This window comes from Nosocomiicoccus sp. HMSC059G07, from assembly GCF_001815515.1.
In the GTDB taxonomy this organism is placed as follows: domain Bacteria; phylum Bacillota; class Bacilli; order Staphylococcales; family Salinicoccaceae; genus Nosocomiicoccus; species Nosocomiicoccus ampullae_A.
Genome location: NZ_KV820866.1, coordinates 489 through 18,764, shown reverse-complemented (window position 1 = coordinate 18,764; position 18,276 = coordinate 489). Strand labels below are relative to the sequence as shown.

Annotated in this window: 20 protein-coding genes; 4 read left to right on the top strand and 16 right to left on the bottom strand. The window is 37.6% G+C overall.

What is annotated here, in order from left to right; genetic code table 11:
* Positions 1-806 (bottom strand): inositol monophosphatase family protein (locus tag HMPREF3029_RS07435; protein WP_070710298.1); only part of this gene is annotated, 806 nt, incomplete at its 3' end.
* A gap of 77 nt (positions 807-883) precedes the next feature.
* On the opposite strand from HMPREF3029_RS07435, the gene HMPREF3029_RS07430 reads away from it, so the two are divergent.
* Positions 884-1,507: a YktB family protein gene (locus HMPREF3029_RS07430; protein ID WP_070710297.1), complete on the top strand. Its 624-nt coding sequence runs from the start codon at positions 884-886 to the stop codon at positions 1,505-1,507.
* 51 nt (positions 1,508-1,558) lie between these two features.
* Here the strand turns inward: HMPREF3029_RS07430 and HMPREF3029_RS07425 are convergent, their stop codons facing one another.
* The 6 genes from HMPREF3029_RS07425 to pdhA all read right to left on the bottom strand — a co-directional run bounded on the left by HMPREF3029_RS07425 (position 1,559) and on the right by pdhA (position 7,463).
* Positions 1,559-2,260 carry a DUF4064 domain-containing protein gene (locus tag HMPREF3029_RS07425; protein WP_068128034.1) on the bottom strand — a complete coding sequence of 234 codons (702 nt, stop codon included), beginning with the start codon at positions 2,258-2,260 and terminating at the stop codon, positions 1,559-1,561.
* 80 nt (positions 2,261-2,340) lie between these two features.
* Positions 2,341-2,610 (bottom strand): UPF0223 family protein, encoded by a 270-nt coding sequence (locus HMPREF3029_RS07420; RefSeq protein WP_070710296.1) that lies wholly within the window; start codon positions 2,608-2,610, stop codon positions 2,341-2,343.
* 49 nt (positions 2,611-2,659) lie between these two features.
* On the bottom strand, positions 2,660-4,069 hold the full coding sequence (lpdA, locus tag HMPREF3029_RS07415; RefSeq protein ID WP_070457543.1) for a dihydrolipoyl dehydrogenase: 1,410 nt from the start codon (positions 4,067-4,069) through the stop codon (positions 2,660-2,662).
* Positions 4,070-4,073: 4 nt separating this feature from the next.
* Positions 4,074-5,357 carry a dihydrolipoamide acetyltransferase family protein gene (locus HMPREF3029_RS07410; protein WP_070710295.1) on the bottom strand — a complete coding sequence of 428 codons (1,284 nt, stop codon included), beginning with the start codon at positions 5,355-5,357 and terminating at the stop codon, positions 4,074-4,076.
* An 18-nt stretch (positions 5,358-5,375) separates the two neighbouring features.
* On the bottom strand, positions 5,376-6,353 hold the full coding sequence (locus HMPREF3029_RS07405) for an alpha-ketoacid dehydrogenase subunit beta (protein WP_040929276.1): 978 nt from the start codon (positions 6,351-6,353) through the stop codon (positions 5,376-5,378).
* Positions 6,354-6,356: 3 nt separating this feature from the next.
* On the bottom strand, positions 6,357-7,463 hold the full coding sequence (gene pdhA, locus HMPREF3029_RS07400) for a pyruvate dehydrogenase (acetyl-transferring) E1 component subunit alpha (RefSeq protein WP_070710294.1): 1,107 nt from the start codon (positions 7,461-7,463) through the stop codon (positions 6,357-6,359).
* A 197-nt stretch (positions 7,464-7,660) separates the two neighbouring features.
* Here pdhA and def point away from each other — a divergent pair, with 197 nt between their 5' ends.
* Positions 7,661-8,215: a peptide deformylase gene (gene def, locus HMPREF3029_RS07395; RefSeq protein ID WP_068128020.1), complete on the top strand. Its 555-nt coding sequence runs from the start codon at positions 7,661-7,663 to the stop codon at positions 8,213-8,215.
* On the opposite strand, the gene HMPREF3029_RS07390 is transcribed toward def, so the two are convergent.
* The gene (locus HMPREF3029_RS07390; protein ID WP_070710293.1) at positions 8,212-8,478 is read right to left on the bottom strand and encodes a hypothetical protein; all 267 of its coding nucleotides are present in this window, start codon (positions 8,476-8,478) and stop codon (positions 8,212-8,214) included. The genes def and HMPREF3029_RS07390 overlap by 4 nt on opposite strands.
* A gap of 248 nt (positions 8,479-8,726) precedes the next feature.
* Here HMPREF3029_RS07390 and HMPREF3029_RS07385 point away from each other — a divergent pair, with 248 nt between their 5' ends.
* Both HMPREF3029_RS07385 and rnjA read left to right on the top strand, forming a co-directional pair.
* Positions 8,727-8,942 (top strand): RNA polymerase epsilon subunit, encoded by a 216-nt coding sequence (locus HMPREF3029_RS07385; protein ID WP_068128017.1) that lies wholly within the window; start codon positions 8,727-8,729, stop codon positions 8,940-8,942.
* On the top strand, positions 8,942-10,627 hold the full coding sequence (gene rnjA, locus HMPREF3029_RS07380; protein WP_070622252.1) for a ribonuclease J1: 1,686 nt from the start codon (positions 8,942-8,944) through the stop codon (positions 10,625-10,627). Before HMPREF3029_RS07385 ends, rnjA begins: the two co-directional genes overlap by 1 nt.
* 41 nt (positions 10,628-10,668) lie before the next feature.
* On the opposite strand, the gene HMPREF3029_RS07375 is transcribed toward rnjA, so the two are convergent.
* The 8 genes from HMPREF3029_RS07375 to auxA all read right to left on the bottom strand — a co-directional run.
* The gene (locus HMPREF3029_RS07375) at positions 10,669-11,331 is read right to left on the bottom strand and encodes a potassium channel family protein (RefSeq protein ID WP_070710292.1); all 663 of its coding nucleotides are present in this window, start codon (positions 11,329-11,331) and stop codon (positions 10,669-10,671) included.
* Between the two features lie 3 nt (positions 11,332-11,334).
* Entirely contained in the window at positions 11,335-12,348 is a 1,014-nt protein-coding gene (locus tag HMPREF3029_RS07370) for a cytochrome d ubiquinol oxidase subunit II (protein WP_070710291.1), read from the bottom strand.
* Positions 12,348-13,712, bottom strand: coding sequence for a cytochrome ubiquinol oxidase subunit I (locus HMPREF3029_RS07365; protein ID WP_070457529.1), 1,365 nt, complete (start codon positions 13,710-13,712; stop codon positions 12,348-12,350). The genes HMPREF3029_RS07370 and HMPREF3029_RS07365 overlap by 1 nt, the downstream gene beginning before the upstream one ends.
* 109 nt (positions 13,713-13,821) lie before the next feature.
* Positions 13,822-15,510, bottom strand: coding sequence for a phosphoenolpyruvate--protein phosphotransferase (ptsP, locus tag HMPREF3029_RS07360; protein ID WP_070710290.1), 1,689 nt, complete (start codon positions 15,508-15,510; stop codon positions 13,822-13,824).
* A complete protein-coding gene (locus tag HMPREF3029_RS07355) occupies positions 15,503-15,775 on the bottom strand; it encodes a phosphocarrier protein HPr (protein WP_068127998.1) in 273 nt (90 codons plus the stop codon). Before HMPREF3029_RS07355 ends, ptsP begins: the two co-directional genes overlap by 8 nt.
* Positions 15,776-15,864: 89 nt before the next feature.
* Complete coding sequence (locus HMPREF3029_RS07350; protein ID WP_068127995.1) at positions 15,865-16,302, bottom strand: hypothetical protein; 438 nt, start codon at positions 16,300-16,302, stop codon at positions 15,865-15,867.
* 15 nt (positions 16,303-16,317) lie between these two features.
* Positions 16,318-17,202, bottom strand: a complete 885-nt coding sequence (gene hutG / locus HMPREF3029_RS07345; RefSeq protein ID WP_068127990.1) for a formimidoylglutamase — start codon at positions 17,200-17,202, stop codon at positions 16,318-16,320.
* On the bottom strand, positions 17,195-18,276 hold a 1,082-nt coding region (gene auxA / locus HMPREF3029_RS07340), incomplete at its 5' end, for a lipoteichoic acid stability factor AuxA (RefSeq protein ID WP_070710289.1). The genes auxA and hutG, both read right to left, overlap by 8 nt.

The window sequence follows — 18,276 nt, the reverse complement described above, 5'->3', positions numbered from 1 at the left end:
TTAATAAAGAATTTGTCGTGTACTTCTTTAAATGATTCGTGATCAAATATCTCGAGTATTTCATCGACTAATTTCTCATGCCCACATACGACACTCGATGCTTCAAGTTCTGGAACGTCTTCACCTGTTAACGTCACACATTTTAGTCCGAGTTCATTTGTTAAAATTCTACCCCCGGCATAATCCCATGGGAAGAGTTCGTAAAACACTACAGCCCCGTATTTCCCATCAGCGACTGACGTAAAGTCGAGCGCTGCGCTTCCTCTATTTCGTACAGAACGTGCTTTATCGACTAATTCGATAAAGAAATGTCTCACGTCGTCTTTTAATAACCATTTATGACTCACACCGACGATCGTATCGTCTAATGGCTGATAGTCAACTTCTTTAATTTTCTCGCTATTTCTATAAGCACCTTCACCAACTTTTGAGTGATAGAGTACTTTATTCGCTACGTCATATATAAGCCCACAATACGGTTCTTCGTCTTTATATATACCGACAGAAATCGCAAAGTTATCGTTTTGGTTAATGAAGTTTACTGTACCGTCAATCGGATCGACAATCCACGTAAATCCTTTTAACGTTTTAACGTCTTTTCCATATGTCTCTTCACCAACGATATTATGTTCAGGGAACTGTGCTTTAATACGCTTATAAATAAATTCTTCTGTTTCTTTATCGACTGGCGTCACTAAATCGTGTGGTCCAGTCTTTCTCATTACTTCAAAGCCTTCAAGTCGTCTCGTTTCAATAAAATCTCCAGCGTCACGTATTAATGATTTTGCAAATTCATATACATCCATTTACTTCACCTCAATTATTTGATGATTACTCATTATTATTTTATCATAAAGCTAACGAATTGTTGGAGGAAGAGACGATGAAGTACACATTTACAAAAGAAGATTTCGATGTATTTACACATGATACACTCGAAAAAACAATGTCTGAACTAAAAAAGCACGCACGAGTTAAGCTTGAAAATTTAGGTGAATATTTTAGTGATTACTTAACAGAAATGACAGATGACACACATTTTACACACGTCGCACAACATGCACGCCGTAAAGTGAACCCACCGATTGATTCTTGGGTTGCGTTTAGTACGAATAAACGCGGATATAAAATGTTACCGCACTTTCAAATTGGACTATTTAAAGACCATGCGTTTTGTCAGTACGGTATTATTTATGAAGCGCCGTCAAAAGCATATATGGCTGACCGTTTAATCAATCAAATTGATGATATTTTAAATTTAGGTGACGGATATTTTATTACAAAAAATCATATGAAGCCTGAAAAGATGTTTATAAAAGATTTAAAAGAAGACGACGTTAAAAAAGCAATCGATCGTTTAAAAACGGTAAAATCTGGAGAGTTAATGATCGGTAAGTTTTACGATAAAAATGATCCGGTCTTAAAATCAGACGAAGCTTTCTTAGAAGAACTTAAAAACGTGTTCAATACATTGCATACATTTTATATCGAAGAAGAGTCGGTTTAACCGGCTCTTTTTACATATAAAAAAGCAACTACAAAAGTAGTTGCTTAAAAATTACTCTTCATTTCTTTTATCGAGATTTTCTCTTCTCGTACGTTTTGCATCGTTGTCTAAATCATCCAGTGACGATAAATCTTCATCGTAGCCAAAGTCTTTATAATCCTCTTCGTCTACTGCTGTAAACATACGTGTTTTCTCTAAATCTTCGTCTTCAGTAACTACTGGTACCGGACGTGTTTCCGGTCTTTTAGCGACACGTGTATCGTCTTCATAAGTCGGTGATACTTGACGATCATTATAATCATTGATAATCGTTTCTTTATCTTTACGTACAAATAATAATACAGCTGCAATTACGAACATTAATGATGAGAATAATGTCACGACAAATGGTGCAATAATGATTGCTGTAATTAAGAGTAATGAACCTGCTAAGATTCTCTTTTTCATTTTCACTAAACCGATAAATGAAATAATTAACGGAATTACTCCAATTAAGCTAAGAAGCCATAATTTACTAAGCATTCCTACGAGAAGATCTGTTACTTCTTGAGGGTTAACTCCCTCTTCTACTGCTGCTCGTCTCGCTTCTTCTTCAATAATATTCATAAATTGTGGATCGTTTCCAATCGCATACGATACGTAGGCAATTAATAAAACGACTGCGAGTAGCGCAATCCAACCAATCCAACCGATAATTTTTTCAGGCACGCGTGAAATCGGTTCAACTCTCACGGTGTAATCTCGTTTAGCCATAATCTTCACTCCAATATGTTTCTGTTGTTTCTTGATTATACCCTATTTATTATTTTTTTAGACATATTATTTAAATCATTTTATTTTTTAATAATATCATTTGAATTCGTATCTTTTAACTCTTTAATAAGTCCCCAAGGATGATAACCTGATGCTTTCTCAAACGCGTTAAATAATGTTTTTTCTTCTGCTTTACTCGGTACAATTTCTTTAAAAGATTGATAGGCAGTCTGTAATTCATTATGAGTCACACCTGATTCATATCCCTTTTCAATCGTTTGATAAAAATGAGTTACTGCAATCATTTCATCTGTTGACCAGTCTAAATCTAGTGGATAACTATATTCCATATATAAAAACCTCCAAAGAAAAAAGCGCTCATTTGAGCGCTTTTGTTAATTATAATGAGTGGATTGGACGTCCAAGTGCTGCTTCAGCCGCTTCCATAGGCATTTCACCTAATGTTGGGTGCGGGTGAATTGTTAATGCAACGTCTTCTAATGTCATTCCTGTTTCAACTGCTAATGCAAGTTCAGAAATGATGTCTGACGCGCCGTCACCAGCTACTTGAGCACCGATTACTAATCCGTCTTCTTTACGCGCAACGAGTTTTACGAAACCATCTGTTTTGTTTAAACCGATCGCACGACCATTTGCTGCAAATGGGAAACGGCCTGTAACGATGTCGAGACCTTCTTCTTTTGCTTCAGTTTCGTTAATACCAACTGATGCAAGTTCAGGTTCTGTGAAGCATACTGCAGGCATACCGATGTAATCTACTTCAGATTTTTCACCAGCGATTGCTTCAGCAGCAACTTTTGCTTCGTAGCTTGCTTTATGTGCAAGTGGTAAACCAGGTACGATATCACCAATTGCAAAGATTGAATCAACAGATGAACGACCTTGTTTATCAACTTCAACAAGTCCTCTGTCTGTTAATTTAACACCGATACCTTCTAAACCAAGTTCGTCTGTATTTGGACGACGACCTACAGTAACTAATACGTAGTCTGCTTCGATTGTCTCAGTGTTACCTTTTTTATCTTCATACGTAACTTTAACGCCGTCTTTAGTTTCTTCAGCTGATTTTGCCATCGCCTCAGTCACAACTTTAACGTCTTTTTTCTTAAGGTTACGTTTAACGAGTGATGTCATGTTTCTTTCGAAACCACCTAAGATATCTTTCATACCTTCTAAAATTGTTACTTCAGTACCTAAGTTTGCATATGCTGTACCAAGTTCAGTACCGATATATCCTCCACCGATAACTACAAGTTTTTTAGGTAATTTTTCTAGGTTAAGTGCACCTGTTGAATCGAGTACACGATCACCAAATGCAAATCCTGGGATTTCAATCGGGCGTGAACCTGTCGCTACAATCGCATGTTTAAACTCATACGTTTGTGATTGGTTTTCAGTCGCAACTTTAATGCTGTTTTTACCAGAGAAGTAAGCTTCACCTTTAACAACTTCAACTTTGTTACCTTTAAGTAGTGATTCTACACCACCAACAAGTTGGTCGACGACTTTACCTTTAAATTCTTGTACTTTAGAGAAATCTAATTTTACGTCTTTAACTTTAACGCCCATATCTTCAGAGTTTTTAGCATCTTGATATCTGTGTGATGAAGCGATTAATGCTTTAGATGGAATACAACCAACGTTTAAGCATACGCCTCCAACTGTATCTTTCTCAACGAGTACAACTTTTTGTCCTAACTGAGCCGCACGAATTGCTGCTACGTATCCTCCTGGACCAGCACCAATGACGACTGTATCTACTTCGATTGCAAAATCTCCTACAACCATTATTTTACCCCTCCATTAATAGTAAATCAGGATTATTTAGTAATTTCTTAATGTGATTTAATGCTCTTTGCGCTACTGCACCATCGATTACTCTATGGTCGTAACTAATAGAAATCGCAAGTACGCGTGCAGGAACAACTTCACCGTCTACAACGACAGGTTGCTCTTCAATGCGTCCAATTCCTAAGATCGCAACTTCAGGTTGGTTAATTACTGGAGTAAACCATTTACCTCCTTCAGATCCGAGGTTAGAAATCGACATGCTTCCACCTTGCATTTCTTCCATTGTTAGTTTACCATCTCTCGCTTTTGTTGCAAGTTCCATAATATCATCTGAGATTTCAAAAATAGATTTTGCATTTGCATCTCTAATTACTGGAACGACTAACCCGCGGTCGGTGTCAGCAGCAATACCGATATCATAGTAGTGTTTATGGATAATTTCATCCGTTTCACTATCTACTGATGTGTTTAACTCAGGATATTTCTTCAGTGCAGATACAAGTGCTTTAACGACATATGGTAAGTACGTTAATTTCGTACCTTGCTCTTCAGCGTAATCTTTAAACTTCTGACGGTGTTCGTATAGATTGTCTACGATTACTTCGTCGATGTTTGTAACGTGTGGAGACGTCTGTTTACTACTCACCATCGCTTTAGCGATTGTACGGCGAATCGACGTCATCTTCTCGCGTGTTTCACGGTCTTTAGTTACCGTCGTTACACTTTGTTTAGATGTTTTTTCAGATTTAGTTTCTGCAGTATCTGCTGCTTCTTCAGCGCCACCATTCATAAATGCTTCAACGTCCGCTTTAGTAATGCGGTCGTGTTTTCCTGTACCTGTTACTTTCGTAATATCTACGTCGTTTTCACGAGCAAATTTACGAACTGAAGGCATCGCTTTTACGAATCGTTTATCTGTAGAACCTTCCTCTTTAGATTCTGATTTTTCTTCAGTTTTCTCTTCTTTTTCTTCTTTTACAGGCTCTTCTTTTTTATCTTCTTCTTTTTCTGAGTCAGAAGATGTGTCTTCTGACGGCGTATCTTCACTACCGTCATCAATCGTTACAAGTACTGTCCCGACTGTCGTCACTTCTCCTTCTGCGACGTGAATCTTTTGAATTGTACCTGATACTGGAGATGGCATTTCTACGACTGCTTTGTCGTTTGCGATCTCTACGAGTGTATCATCCTCTTCAATTTGGTCACCTTCATTGATGAACCACTTCGCAATTTCACCTTCATGAATTCCTTCACCGATATCATGAAGTTTCACTTCATAAGCCATGAATTTCCCCCCTAAGTTTTAGAAATTGATAACTTCTTTCGCTTTTTCGATAATTTCATCTTTTCCAGGCAGCCATACTTTTTCAGCTGCAGTGAATGGATACACTGTGTCTGGCGCGCTTACACGTAAAATAGGTGCTTCTAACGAAAGAATTGTACGTTCTTGTAACTCAGCTGTGACTTGTCCACCAACACCTGCTTGGTGCTGAGCTTCTTGAATCACGACTGCACGATTTGTTTTCTCTACAGATTTAACAAGTGTTTCGTAGTCGACTGGAGATACTGTTCTTAAGTCGATCACTTCTGCAGAAATATTTTCTTTTTCTAACTCTTCAGCAGCATGAAGTGCTTCGTGAACCATCGCACCATAAGCGATTAATGTCACATCGTCACCTTCACGACGAACCGCTGCTTTACCAATTTCCACTTCGTAAGCCTCTTCAGGTACTTCTTCACGGAATGAACGGTATAACTTCATATGCTCTAAGAAAATTACAGGGTCATCTGAGCGAATTGCTGAGATGAGTAGTCCTTTTGCATCGCTTGGTGTTGATGGAATTACTACACGTAAACCAGGCGTTTGTGCCATGAGACCTTCAAGTGAGTCTGCGTGTAATTCTGGTGTGTTTACTCCACCACCAAATGGTGCACGAACTACGATAGGAGTCTTTTTAGAACCGCCTGAACGGTATCTATGACGTGCAATTTGTCCAGCAATTCCATCCATCGCTTCAAATAAGAATCCGAAGAACTGGATTTCAACAACCGGACGATATCCTTCTAATGTTAAACCTAAACCGAGTGATGCGATTGCACTCTCTGCAAGTGGTGTGTCAAATACACGGTCGACTCCAAACTCTTCTTGTAATCCTTGAGTCGCTAAGAATACACCACCATTAACTCCAACGTCTTCTCCAAACACGAGTACGTTTTCGTCATTTTTAAGTTCTGTACGCATCGCTTCAGTAATCGCTTGAATCATCGTTAATTCAGCCATTGATTATGACTCCTTCCCTTTGTAGTATTCATATTGCTCTACAACGTTTGATGGATTTTCTTCATACATTAAATCCATTAAACCTGTGATCGTTTGTTGCGCTCTTTTATCTGCTTCTTTAATCGCTTCTTTAACTTCTTCACGCGCACGCTCAATCACTTCTTTTTCTTTCTCTTCGTTCCATAATTCTTTTTCTTCTAAGAACTTTCTGAAACGAACGATTGGGTCTTTTTTCGCCCATGCATCGTCTTCATCTTGTTTTCTATAACGTGTTGGGTCATCTCCTGACAGTGTGTGTGCACCGTAACGGTAACATACTGTTTCGATAAGAGTTGGTCCTTCACCTTTAATTGCACGGTCACGTGCATCTTTTGTTACTTTATAAACTGCAAGTGCGTCCATTCCGTCCACTTGAACAGATGGAATACCTGCTGCAACACCTTTTTGCGCTAACGTTTTAGCAGCTGTTTGTAAAGATCTCGGTGTTGAGATTGCATATTGGTTATTTTGAACGACGAAAATCGCTGGTGCTTTATAAGCGCCTGCAAAGTTAATACCTTCATAGAAGTCACCTTGAGACGTACCACCGTCACCAGTATACGTAATTACGACGTTTTCTTTTTCTCTCTTTTTAAGACCTAAAGCGACACCAGCCGTTTGCACGTACTGTGCCCCGATAATAATCTGCGGGCTTAAAGCATTTACACCTTCTGGGAACTGGTTACCTTCATAATGCCCTCTTGAGAATAAGAATGCTTTGTATAACGGTAAACCATGCCAAATTAATTGTGGGACATCACGGTACCCTGGTAAAACATAGTCCCCTTTTTCAATTGCAAAATGACTTGCAATTTGTGATGCTTCTTGTCCAGCCGTTGGTGCGTAGAACCCAAGTCTACCTTGACGGTTTAAAGACGTAGAACGCTCGTCTAATACTCTCGTCCACACCATTCGCGTCATAATCTCCACTAATTCATCATCAGAGAGTTCAGGCATTTCGTTTTTATTTACGACTTTACCTTCCTCATCTAAAATTTGAAAAAGTTCAAATGACGCCTCAATATCTTGTAATTGAGCAACCGGATCGAATCCTTTTTTCTTCGGTGCCATACTTCTTCACCATACCTTTCATAAAAATGCTTACAGTAATAATAACATAAAGTATTCACGCATTTAAAAGATATCGACTTTTAAACGGTACTTCTGTTTCATTATATAGTATTTTGGACGTATCAGTAACTCTTTTTGTCATACTTCTATAATATAATGTATAATTAAAAAATGAATTTTAGCTTAGGAGAGATTTTATGCTTACAATGGATGATATTGTTAGAGATGGACATCCAATATTAAGAACAAAAGTAAAAGAAGTCACTGAAATTGACGAGGAGACAAAACGTCAATTACGTGAAATGCGCGAGTATTTAGTGATGTCACAAGATGAAAAAACCGCTCAAAAATATAATTTAAGAGCAGGCGTTGGACTTGCAGCACCGCAAGTCAATATCGATAAACGTATGATCGCGATTTACATTACAGACGAAATGAACGAACCAGTGTATGATTATATGCTCATTAACCCGAAATTAGTGAGTCACTCTGTACAAGAGACATATCTTCCAGGTGGAGAAGGATGTTTAAGTGTCGATGAAGATATCGACGGAATCGTCCACCGCTATAAACGTTTTAGAGTATCTGCATTAGATATTGACGGCAATAAAATTGAAATTAAAGCAAAAGGATTACTTGCAATCGTCCTTCAACACGAGATGGACCACTTAAACGGTGTGATGTTCTATGACCATATCGATCAAGAAAATCCAAACGAGCCGCATGAAGGTGCAGTACCATTTGAAGATTAAATAAAATCGTCATTTCTAGTGACGTAACGAATTCCTTTATCGTTTAAAATATCGATGAGTTGTTCGTACGTCTCTTCGTTTAAAATAAGTGGATCTGCCTCATGTGGTATAAAGTGATGTTCGTACGTATTAGAAGCCACATAATCATAAATTAAATTCATAATATACATGTCATTTCTTATGTTAAATTCAATGAATTCGACGCGTTTATCTTCACGCGACATTTCACGACGAATCGTTTCGTAAATTTGTAAAGCATCCATTGCCTTACCCCCTTTATTATTATTATAAAGTCTTTGCAACACATTCGTCTATGAGGTAGAATAAACTTAAGTATAAAGGTACGAATTGTGTTTATGAAAATGAGCACAAATTGACATGTTCAATAACATCTAAAAGCCGAAATGGCAGTTGGCAACTTAGTATAAAAGGATATCTATCCGGTTGAAGATGTGCTTTCATGAACGAGCACATCTTATTTTTTATAAAACATTTAAGGAGTTTATTTGAAATGGAAATTTTTAAAGTATTTTATCAAAATCATAAAACGCAACGTATTATTCGTGAAGAAACAAAATCAATGTACGTTGAAGCAGAAAATTTAGAACAAGTAAGAAAGTATTTCGGTGACAAAGAAGTCACTTTAGAGCACATTGAAGCGTTAACTCCCGATCATTTAGCATACGAAAAAGAACATAACGAAGACTTTGAGGTTACGAAACTATAATGACTCAAACATCCAAAGTAAAAGTGTTCGCCCTAGGTGGACTTGGGGAGATCGGGAAAAACACTTACTGTGTGGAATACAAAGACGAAATTATTATTATTGACGCGGGGATTAAATTCCCAAGTGACGATGAACTTGGCGTTGACTACGTCATACCGGATTATACGTATTTAAAAGAAAACGAACATAAAATTAAAGCGCTCGTCGTCACACATGGTCACGAAGACCATATCGGTGGAATTCCATTTTTATTAAAAGAAATTTCAGTGCCTATATACTCTGGCCCACTAGCACTTGGGCTTATTCAAAACAAACTAGAAGAACATAAGTTAATGCACCGTACATCATTAAATCCGATTACGGAATCTGACGTTTTAGAGTTTGAACATATGTCAGTAGAATTTTACTTAACGACGCACTCTATACCTGAAGCGTACGGTGTCGTTGTAAAAACACCTGAAGGTAACATCGTCCATACGGGTGACTTTAAGTTTGACTTTACACCGGTTGGAGAGCCTGCGAACATTACAAAAATGGCCAATTTAGGTGAAGAAGGCGTACTTTTACTTCTATCAGACTCAACGAACGCGACTGTACCAAATTTCACAATGAGTGAAAAAGAAGTCGGTCAAAACGTTGAAGATATTTTTAGACAATGCTCCGGTCGTATTATATTTGCGACATTTGCATCTAACATTTATAGAGTTCAACAAGCAATCGATGCTGCTGTAAAATTCAACCGTAAAATTGTCGTTTTCGGAAGAAGTATGGAAAACAACATTAAAATCGGTCAAGAACTTGGCTATATTAAAGCGCCAGTAGACACATTCATAGAAGCAAAAGAAATTAACCGTTACGAAAAACACCAAATTATGATCCTTTGTACAGGATCTCAAGGTGAACCGATGGCAGCATTGTCTCGTATCGCAAACGGTACACATAGACAAATTTCAATCATTCCAGATGATACAGTCGTCTTTAGTAGCTCACCTATTCCTGGGAACACGATGAGTGTCAATAAAACAATTAATGCTCTTTATAAAGCAGGTGCAGACGTAATTCATGGACCGTTGTCAAACATCCATACGTCTGGACACGGCTCACAAGAAGAACAAAAACTAATGCTTAGACTCATTCGCCCAGAGTACTTTATGCCTATTCACGGTGAATACCGTATGCAAAAAATCCATAAAGAACTCGGTATCGACACAGGTGTCGATAAAGATAAAATCTTCTTAATGGAAAATGGTGACGTCTTATCTATCGATAGAAACGGTGCAGAGATTTCAGGAAAAGTACCAGCTGGAACAGTATTTGTAGACGGTATCGGAATTGGAGATATCGGAAATATCGTACTACGTGACCGTAAAGAACTTTCAGAAGAAGGATTAGCAGTCGTCGTCGTATCTATCGACTTTAAAACACAGACACTACTTTCAGGTCCAGACATTATTTCTCGTGGGTTCGTCTATATGAGAGAATCATTTAGACTCATTCGTAGCGCAGAGAAACGCCTAAAAGAATCCATCGAAGAGTTATTAGAAGAAGACAACGTCGAATGGTTTAACGTCAAACAACTCATCATTCAAGACTTATCGAATTACTTATACAAAAAGACACATCGTAAACCGATGATTTTACCAATGATTATGAGAGTTAACGACGAGACGTTAGAAGATAAATAAAAACTTGAAAATACCCGTTACTTAATTGTAACGGGTATTTTTTAGTTGTCCCCCATCACTATTTCAAAGTGTGAGAGATCTTCATCGCTTGCAATTAATATTAAAATATCGTCTTCAAGAATTGGCGTGTGCGAATCTGGCGACACGATAATGTGCTCATGTCGTTTAATGGCTAATACGGATACTCCAAATTTATTTCTAAAGTCTAACTCATCTAGCGTACGATTTGTAAAAGCTTCAACTGCTTTAAATTCTACGATTGAGTGGTTATCTGAAATTTCGAGTATATCGAGAGTATGTGTCGATACGAGTCGGTGTGCAAGTAATCGCCCGATATCTCTTTCAGGGTGAATCACAGCATCTGCACCGATTTTTTCTAACACTCTACCGTGATAATCATTTTGAGCTTTAACCGTCACTTTTTCGCATCCGAGGTCTTTTAATATAAGCGTCGTTAAAATACTGCCTTGAATACTCTCGCCAATCGCAACGATGACGTGGTCGAAGTTAGTAATACCGACACTTTTTAAGACGTTTTCATCCATCGTATTACCGATTACCGCTTCAGTGACGAGATCCTTATATTCGTTAATAACCGCTTCATCTTTGTCAATCGCAAGAACGTTCACATTTAACTTTCGCAATTCTTTAACGATACTCGAACCGAATCTTCCGAGTCCGATTACCGCAAATTCTTTTTTCATAACTTACTCCTTACCTTGTACGTAATCTTTGTCGAATAAGAATAATCTCATTAATATTATAAGACTTGGAATAAGTAATAGTAAACCTAAAACGAACACAATGACGAGTGCGATAGCCATCGAGTCGTTAACGACCGCATCGAGTTTTATAAACGGATATAAAATATACGGTAATTTACTAATTCCATATCCGAAAAATGCGAACGCAAACTGTAACATCACCATAATAAACGCAATACCGTAATTTTTCTTTTTATAAACTAAGTACACAGCAATTGCCATAAATACAATACTACATAAGAAGAAGTACCAGTAATTTTGTGTGGCATTGTCAAAGTGCTCTCTATTAATTGCGCGAAGCTCTAGGAACACAAATTGAGAAATGACGAGCATTGGAATTGTCCATGTTAAAAACCATGTACGTGTTAACTCTACTGCTTGCTTTGCTTTTGCACGATTCGAATAGAAAAGTAAAAATCCACTCGAAATATATAACACAGAAATGACTGCTAAAAATACGACCGACCACGTATACCCGCTAAAAAATAGCTCTACATAGTCTAAATCAAGTCCAGCAGCAGTTTCTTCTATAAAACCACCTTCTGCTATGACTAATGCGACTGAAAGCGACGCTGGGATAAATAACCCTGTTACACCGTATAAAAACGTCCAAACCATATTCGTTCCTTGTGAATATTGGTTAAAAGCATAATAACTTCCGCGAATCGCTAACATGATTAACGAAATGGACGCTGGAATCAACAATACCGTACCGAAATAGTATGCCGAGTCCGGGAAAAATCCGACGATCCCAACGAAGAAGAATACGAAGAATACGTTCGTGACTTCCCATACAGGATTTAAATAGCGGTTAATAATCGGTGTAATAATATTATCTTGATTCGTTAATTTTGCATAGAAGTTATAAAACCCTGCACCAAAGTCAATCGATGCAATGACGACGTATCCGTATAAAAACGTCCAAAGTACTGTAATACCTAGTGTTGCAAAATCCATTAGAATCGACCTCCAGTCTCATCTAAACTTTCAGTACCATAATATTGAATTTGGCTATCTTTTGCTGATTTATCTTTAAACATACGCGTTAAAACGAGAATAGTCGTCGTTACTAATACGAAGTATAAAACACCGAATAGGATTAGCGTTAACCCTAAACCACTCGCCTCGGTGATCGCTTCACTGACGCGCATATATCCACGTACCATCCATGGCTGACGACCAAGTTCAGCTGTAAACCAACCCGCTTCAATTGCTAAAAATGATAACGGCCCCGTTAAAACAAATATATACAACATCAACTTACTGTGTAGTAACTCCGGTTTTAACCATTTTAAGATAAAGTATAAAAGACTCGCTCCGAATCCAAACATTCCAAAGAATACCATGACGTCAAAGAAATAGTGAATGACAAGTGGTGGCCATTCATCTTTAGGGATATCGTTTAACCCTGTCACTTCAGTACTCGGTTTCCAGTCCGATAAAATACTTAACGCGCTCGGAATTCTGAGTGCACCTTTCACTTCTTGGTTTTCTTCATCGAGTACACCAAATAATATTAAATCTGCGTTACCTTCTGTTTCAAAATGCCACTCTATTGCAGCAAGTTTTTCTGGTTGATGATTGTGTAAATACTTTGCAGATAAATCTCCTGCGAGTAAAGTAAGTCCAGACATAATTAAACCAATGACCATCATCACTTTTAAGCCTTTTTTGTGATACTCACGATCTTCATCGAATTTAGACTTTAATAAGTTAAACGCTGCGATCGTCACCATAATAAACGCTGCTGTCATATACGCTGTAACGAGTACGTGGAACACTCGTTCTGGCATCGACGGGTTAAACATCGCTTTTAAAGGATCGACATTTTTTAACACACCGTCAACGATTTTAAAGCCTGCTGGAGAGTTCATAAAGCTATTTACCATCGTAATAAACACCGCGGAAATTCCTGCACCAAGTACGACTGGAATTGTTAAATACCAGTGGTGCCAGCGATTTTTAAATCGATCCCACGTATATAAGTAAATACCTAAAAATATCGCTTCAAAGAAAAACGCAAATGTTTCCATGAATAGTGGTAACGCAATAATATGACCGGCAAGTTGCATAAACTGTGGCCATATTAATGATAATTGAAGACCGATAATTGTACCGGTAACAACACCTACGGCAACAGTGACTGTGTATCCCATCGCAATTCTACGTGCCATCGTTAAGTAGTGATAATCATTCTTTTTAATGCCTAGAAATTCCAGTACCATAATGAGTAACGGAATTCCTACTCCTACTGTCGCATACAGAATATGTACACCTAACGTTAAACCAGTCAATATTCGACCAATTAAAACATCTTCCATACTTTTCCTCCTCTATTATTAACACTTCTTGTATCTAGTATAGTACACATGTTCAGACTTTCACAAAAGATTCATAATTAAAATCAAAAAATCCTAAATACGAGTGTATTTAGGTTGATTTATCGAGTTTGCGTGCGATAGACAGCAGTTCTTCTTCTGTTTCAATTTGTGCGAGTAAAGGACGCAGTCTTTGCAGTTGTTTAATTTTTAACTGTGAAATACGAGTTTTCACTTCTACCATTTTATTAGGATCGATACTAATATGACGAATACCAAGTCCAAGTAATATCGGTAATGCTTCTAAATTTTGGCCGAGCACACCGCATATTGACACAGGGATATCGTATTTTTTCCCGCTCATAACGACGTTACGAATCACTTTAAAAATACTAGGATGCATCGATTGAGCGAGTAAATCAAAGTTCGGGCTCGTACGATCAAACGCAAGTAAAAACTGTGTTAAATCGTTCGTTCCGATACTTAAAAAATCCGCATGTTTAGCGAAACTATCGACATGTATTGCTGCAGCCGGTGTTTCAATCATCGCACCGAGATCGATTTTGTCTGTCATTCGTAAATGAATTTTTTCTTCATTTAAGATGTTTTTAATCCATAAAAACTCTTCGACGGACGTGACCATCGGCACCATAATTTTAACCGTACCAAATCGACTCGCACGAATGATCGCACGGATTTGTTGACGAAGTGTACGTTCATGTAGTTTTAAAAATCTTACTCCACGGGTACCGAGTGCTGGGTTGACTTCATCGAGCAAATCTTTTGGATGATAAGGTAAAAACTTATCTCCACCGATATCAAGTAATCGAAATGTCACGTCATCTAGTGCTTTTACGACGGATTCATAAACTCTATTTTCATCTGTCTCTTTTGGGAAATCATTGTGACTCATATACATGAATTCCGTGCGCATTAACCCCGCGCCATCAGCTTTATATTGAATGGCTTCTTCTACGGATGACTGAACAGAAACGTTAGCAGATACACGGATTTTTACGTGATCTTTTGAATACGTATCTTTCGTCAGTTCGATTTGTTCATTCTTTTCTTTCATAAGAAAAATTGCTTCTAGTTCTTCTTTTGTCGGAGAGAAATTAATGACACCGTCCGCGCTGTTTAAAATCGCATAATGGCTGTCCTCTGCGTAACTTAAAACGTCACCGACGTTAAATAACGCAGGGATTCCCTTTGACATTAAGAGTAAGCCTGTGTGAGAATGTTTTGCACCGGATTCTAACACGACGCCTTTAATATACTTTTTATCGAGACTTGCCGTAATAGACGGTGGCAATTCTTTTGCAACGATAATCGTATCAGAATTTAGTTGTGAAAAGTCTACACGTGGCGTATCTAAAAGATTTGCAATAATACGTTCTGTTAAATCGATAACGTCGTTACGACGTGCACGTAAATACGCATCTTCAATTGCGTTAAATGATTCCGTCAGTGCTTCTTTTACAAAGTTAACCGCGTATTCTGCCGTCTTCCCTTTGTTAATAACATCTCGAATATCCTCGATAAAGTACGGATCTTCGAGCATCATAATTTGTGCTTCTAATATCGCTTCATCACCTAAAGAAATAGAGAACTCCCTATTATCTTGAATAACACGAAGTTCTCTTTTAGATGTCTCTATTGCGATATCGAGTCTTTGATGCTCTCTCCAAATAGAAGCAGCGTCTACCTCGTTCTTGTTAATATCAAAGTTGACGTCTCTTATGACGACAACTTTTCCACTAACGATCCCTGGTTCAACTGTAATACCTGTGAGTTTACTCATCACCTATCAGACCTTCATGAACTAATGTGTTTTGAATTGCTTCAAGCGCTTCTGTTTCATCATCACCGTCTGCGTGAATCGTAATTTCAGCACCCTTGCCAACACCAAGTGACATGACGCCCATGATAGACTTTAAGTTTACTTTTTTACTGTTATATTCTAAGTCAATGTTTGCTTTAAACTTCGTTGCTGTTTGCACAAGTTTTGTCGCAGGTCTCGCATGAATACCTGTTTCATCGACAATAGAAAAAGTCTTTTGTTGCATAATCTCTCTCCTTTACAAGTCGTTTAAACATCTGAATTAAACTAATTGTACACGATTTCATAAAAAAATTCATCTGAGACTTTAATTTTTTATTTTTTTAATTGTTGAACGACAAAATCGATATGGTTGTCACCGAGTTTTTTCATTAAGAAGTAACTCACTGCACCGTTTACACTATGCGTAACAATTTTAGAAACTGCAAGCGACGGTTTATTATTCTTTTTAGAGATTACTTTTAAAATTGCTTTTGTAGAAAACTTAGATACGACGTCACCGACTCCACTTGAGAACATAATCATAATACGTGTTTTTATAGAGTCTGCATTATTTTCGATTTCTTCTTTCGTCACGCCGAATACTTCGTTAATTTCGTCTTCAATTTCTGTCATATATTTAACGTCTGTTCCTAAATCGAGTAAAGGGACAGGTAAAGCTGCTGCAATTCCAGATTTAATTGCTTTCTTTTTAACGAGTTCACGTGCGATTTCTATTTTTTCATTTAATAATTGTTCACTATATTCGTACATGTAAATTCCTCCATGTTATTTATTCTTCTCTGTGAGTAATGTTAACACAATGAATGCAGCTAAACTTGAAGTACGCTCATTGATATCAAGTGGTGGCGATACTTCTGAAACGTCAAATGACGTTAAATTGTTTAACGTTCCGAAATATTTCACTGTCGAAACGACTTCTTCAGCAGTAAATCCGTTTGGTGACGGCGCACTCGTTCCAGGTGCCACTCCTTCTTGAACGCTATCCATACATAGCGTCATGAAGACGTGATCATAGTTTTCGAGTTCACCTTTAATTGTGTCAAGTAGTGATTCGTTTTGTCGTACTTCGTCGAGCGTCCAGTATTTCACACCGAATTCATCTGCAGTTTCAAATAATGTTAACGTGTTTCCGAGTTGTTGTATTCCGATGACGTAATAATCGATATTGTCGTCTTCAGAAAGCATTTCATAAAACATCGTGCCGGAACTTTTACGTTCTTTTCTAAGATCAAAGTGGGCATCTAAATTTAAAACGGCAATTTTTTCTTCTTTAAACGCATCTCTTACGCCTAGGTAATGCCCGTAAACTGTTTCGTGACCGCCACCTAAGATGACAGTGAAGTTATCATTTTGAAGAAGTTTTGATACGACATTCCCGAGTTGTTGTTGGGACGCTTCTAAATCTTCGGTACCCTCAATACTACCAATGTCATAAACATCATTCATGTACGCCATTGACGACATTCTCTCACGAATTTTAGTCGGTGCTTCTTTCGCACCGACTCTTCCTTTATTTCGTTTCACACCTTCGTCAGACATAAATCCGACGATGACGTCTGACTTTGTTTCATTCGTATACGACTGAACGACTTGGTGGAAACGTTCTTTACGATCTGAATCAATGCGACCTGTATATTCGTGTTTAATCATTTCTCTCACCTCTAAATGTTTTAAATATACTCATTAAAAGAAGTGGCGTTGTCAGTAACACGAGCGAGATATTCAAAGGTAATATAAAAATGCTTAACTCGACATCTCTAAATAATGTTATAAAGAGACTCGTCGTTACTTTTAGCCATAAAGCGACGATGATAATCATTTGTCTGTTGTATGCTTTATCTTTTAACGTATTAAGCACTGTAAATAAAATGTACAGTACCGCAAGCATAAACGTTAACGCTAAGTTAAACCACTCGTACATATATTTCACATTTGAAATTTTAAATAGCCCTTCAAAGACGACGCTGTTACGGTTATTAAATTCTAAAAAGATAACGATTAAAGTCAAGAATCCAAAGACGAGTTCAAAGTAATTCACTTTAAGCCAGCGGATCGGCTGGATTTCAAAAAAGTTATAAAAAGCGTTAATTGCTTTGTCACGCACACGGTACACGGCATGCATAAACGTAAAGTATTTGTTGACGTCTACGTTTAACTTAATTTTACGTCTCGCGTGAACGCGTGACATTTCTCGTTCTTCATCTTTAACTGGTCGTTTTAAAATGTTTTCTGATTTAGATAAAAAGACACCGACTGATAGAGTGAGTAATGCGAGTGTCCACGTCATCGTGTAGTACATGTTGATCGATAATACGTCTGTTGGACGAAGCCCAGAATCGATATTAGAGTACACGCTATTTTGCGTAACAAAATAAGCCACACTGTAAAAGAATAAAATGACTAAATATTGTGCTTTACGATATGTTTTATCGAAATACTCATTAAAGACGTTATAAATCATATGTACACTAAACGCTAGTAAAAATAAAATACTGCTCCATCCGTATACGTGTGACATTAAAAATGTCGACCATAAAAACATGACAAACGTTAAACCAAAAAAGAATACGATAAAACGACGGTCGTAAGCTGTCGTTCTATTCATTACTTTCGCAAACTTAAACATCAGTAGTCCGAGTCCGACAAGGACAACACCTGACAGTAACGTAATCAGTAAAGAATGCTGAAATACAATACCTAAAATATTTTTAAGCTCTATAAAAA

Excerpts from the sequence above, each read along its gene's own strand:
- HMPREF3029_RS07430 (WP_070710297.1), top strand. The coding sequence starts at position 884 with ATGAAGTACACATTTACAAAAGAAGATTTCGATGTATTTACACATGAT.
- HMPREF3029_RS07425 (WP_068128034.1), bottom strand. The coding sequence starts at position 2,260 with ATGGCTAAACGAGATTACACCGTGAGAGTTGAACCGATTTCACGCGTG.
- HMPREF3029_RS07420 (WP_070710296.1), bottom strand. The coding sequence starts at position 2,610 with ATGGAATATAGTTATCCACTAGATTTAGACTGGTCAACAGATGAAATG.
- lpdA (WP_070457543.1), bottom strand. The coding sequence starts at position 4,069 with ATGGTTGTAGGAGATTTTGCAATCGAAGTAGATACAGTCGTCATTGGT.
- HMPREF3029_RS07410 (WP_070710295.1), bottom strand. The coding sequence starts at position 5,357 with ATGGCTTATGAAGTGAAACTTCATGATATCGGTGAAGGAATTCATGAA.
- HMPREF3029_RS07405 (WP_040929276.1), bottom strand. The coding sequence starts at position 6,353 with ATGGCTGAATTAACGATGATTCAAGCGATTACTGAAGCGATGCGTACA.
- pdhA (WP_070710294.1), bottom strand. The coding sequence starts at position 7,463 with ATGGCACCGAAGAAAAAAGGATTCGATCCGGTTGCTCAATTACAAGAT.
- def (WP_068128020.1), top strand. The coding sequence starts at position 7,661 with ATGCTTACAATGGATGATATTGTTAGAGATGGACATCCAATATTAAGA.
- HMPREF3029_RS07390 (WP_070710293.1), bottom strand. The coding sequence starts at position 8,478 with ATGGATGCTTTACAAATTTACGAAACGATTCGTCGTGAAATGTCGCGT.
- HMPREF3029_RS07385 (WP_068128017.1), top strand. The coding sequence starts at position 8,727 with ATGGAAATTTTTAAAGTATTTTATCAAAATCATAAAACGCAACGTATT.
- rnjA (WP_070622252.1), top strand. The coding sequence starts at position 8,942 with ATGACTCAAACATCCAAAGTAAAAGTGTTCGCCCTAGGTGGACTTGGG.
- HMPREF3029_RS07375 (WP_070710292.1), bottom strand. The coding sequence starts at position 11,331 with ATGAAAAAAGAATTTGCGGTAATCGGACTCGGAAGATTCGGTTCGAGT.
- HMPREF3029_RS07370 (WP_070710291.1), bottom strand. The coding sequence starts at position 12,348 with ATGGATTTTGCAACACTAGGTATTACAGTACTTTGGACGTTTTTATAC.
- HMPREF3029_RS07365 (WP_070457529.1), bottom strand. The coding sequence starts at position 13,712 with ATGGAAGATGTTTTAATTGGTCGAATATTGACTGGTTTAACGTTAGGT.
- ptsP (WP_070710290.1), bottom strand. The coding sequence starts at position 15,510 with ATGAGTAAACTCACAGGTATTACAGTTGAACCAGGGATCGTTAGTGGA.
- HMPREF3029_RS07355 (WP_068127998.1), bottom strand. The coding sequence starts at position 15,775 with ATGCAACAAAAGACTTTTTCTATTGTCGATGAAACAGGTATTCATGCG.
- HMPREF3029_RS07350 (WP_068127995.1), bottom strand. The coding sequence starts at position 16,302 with ATGTACGAATATAGTGAACAATTATTAAATGAAAAAATAGAAATCGCA.
- hutG (WP_068127990.1), bottom strand. The coding sequence starts at position 17,202 with ATGATTAAACACGAATATACAGGTCGCATTGATTCAGATCGTAAAGAA.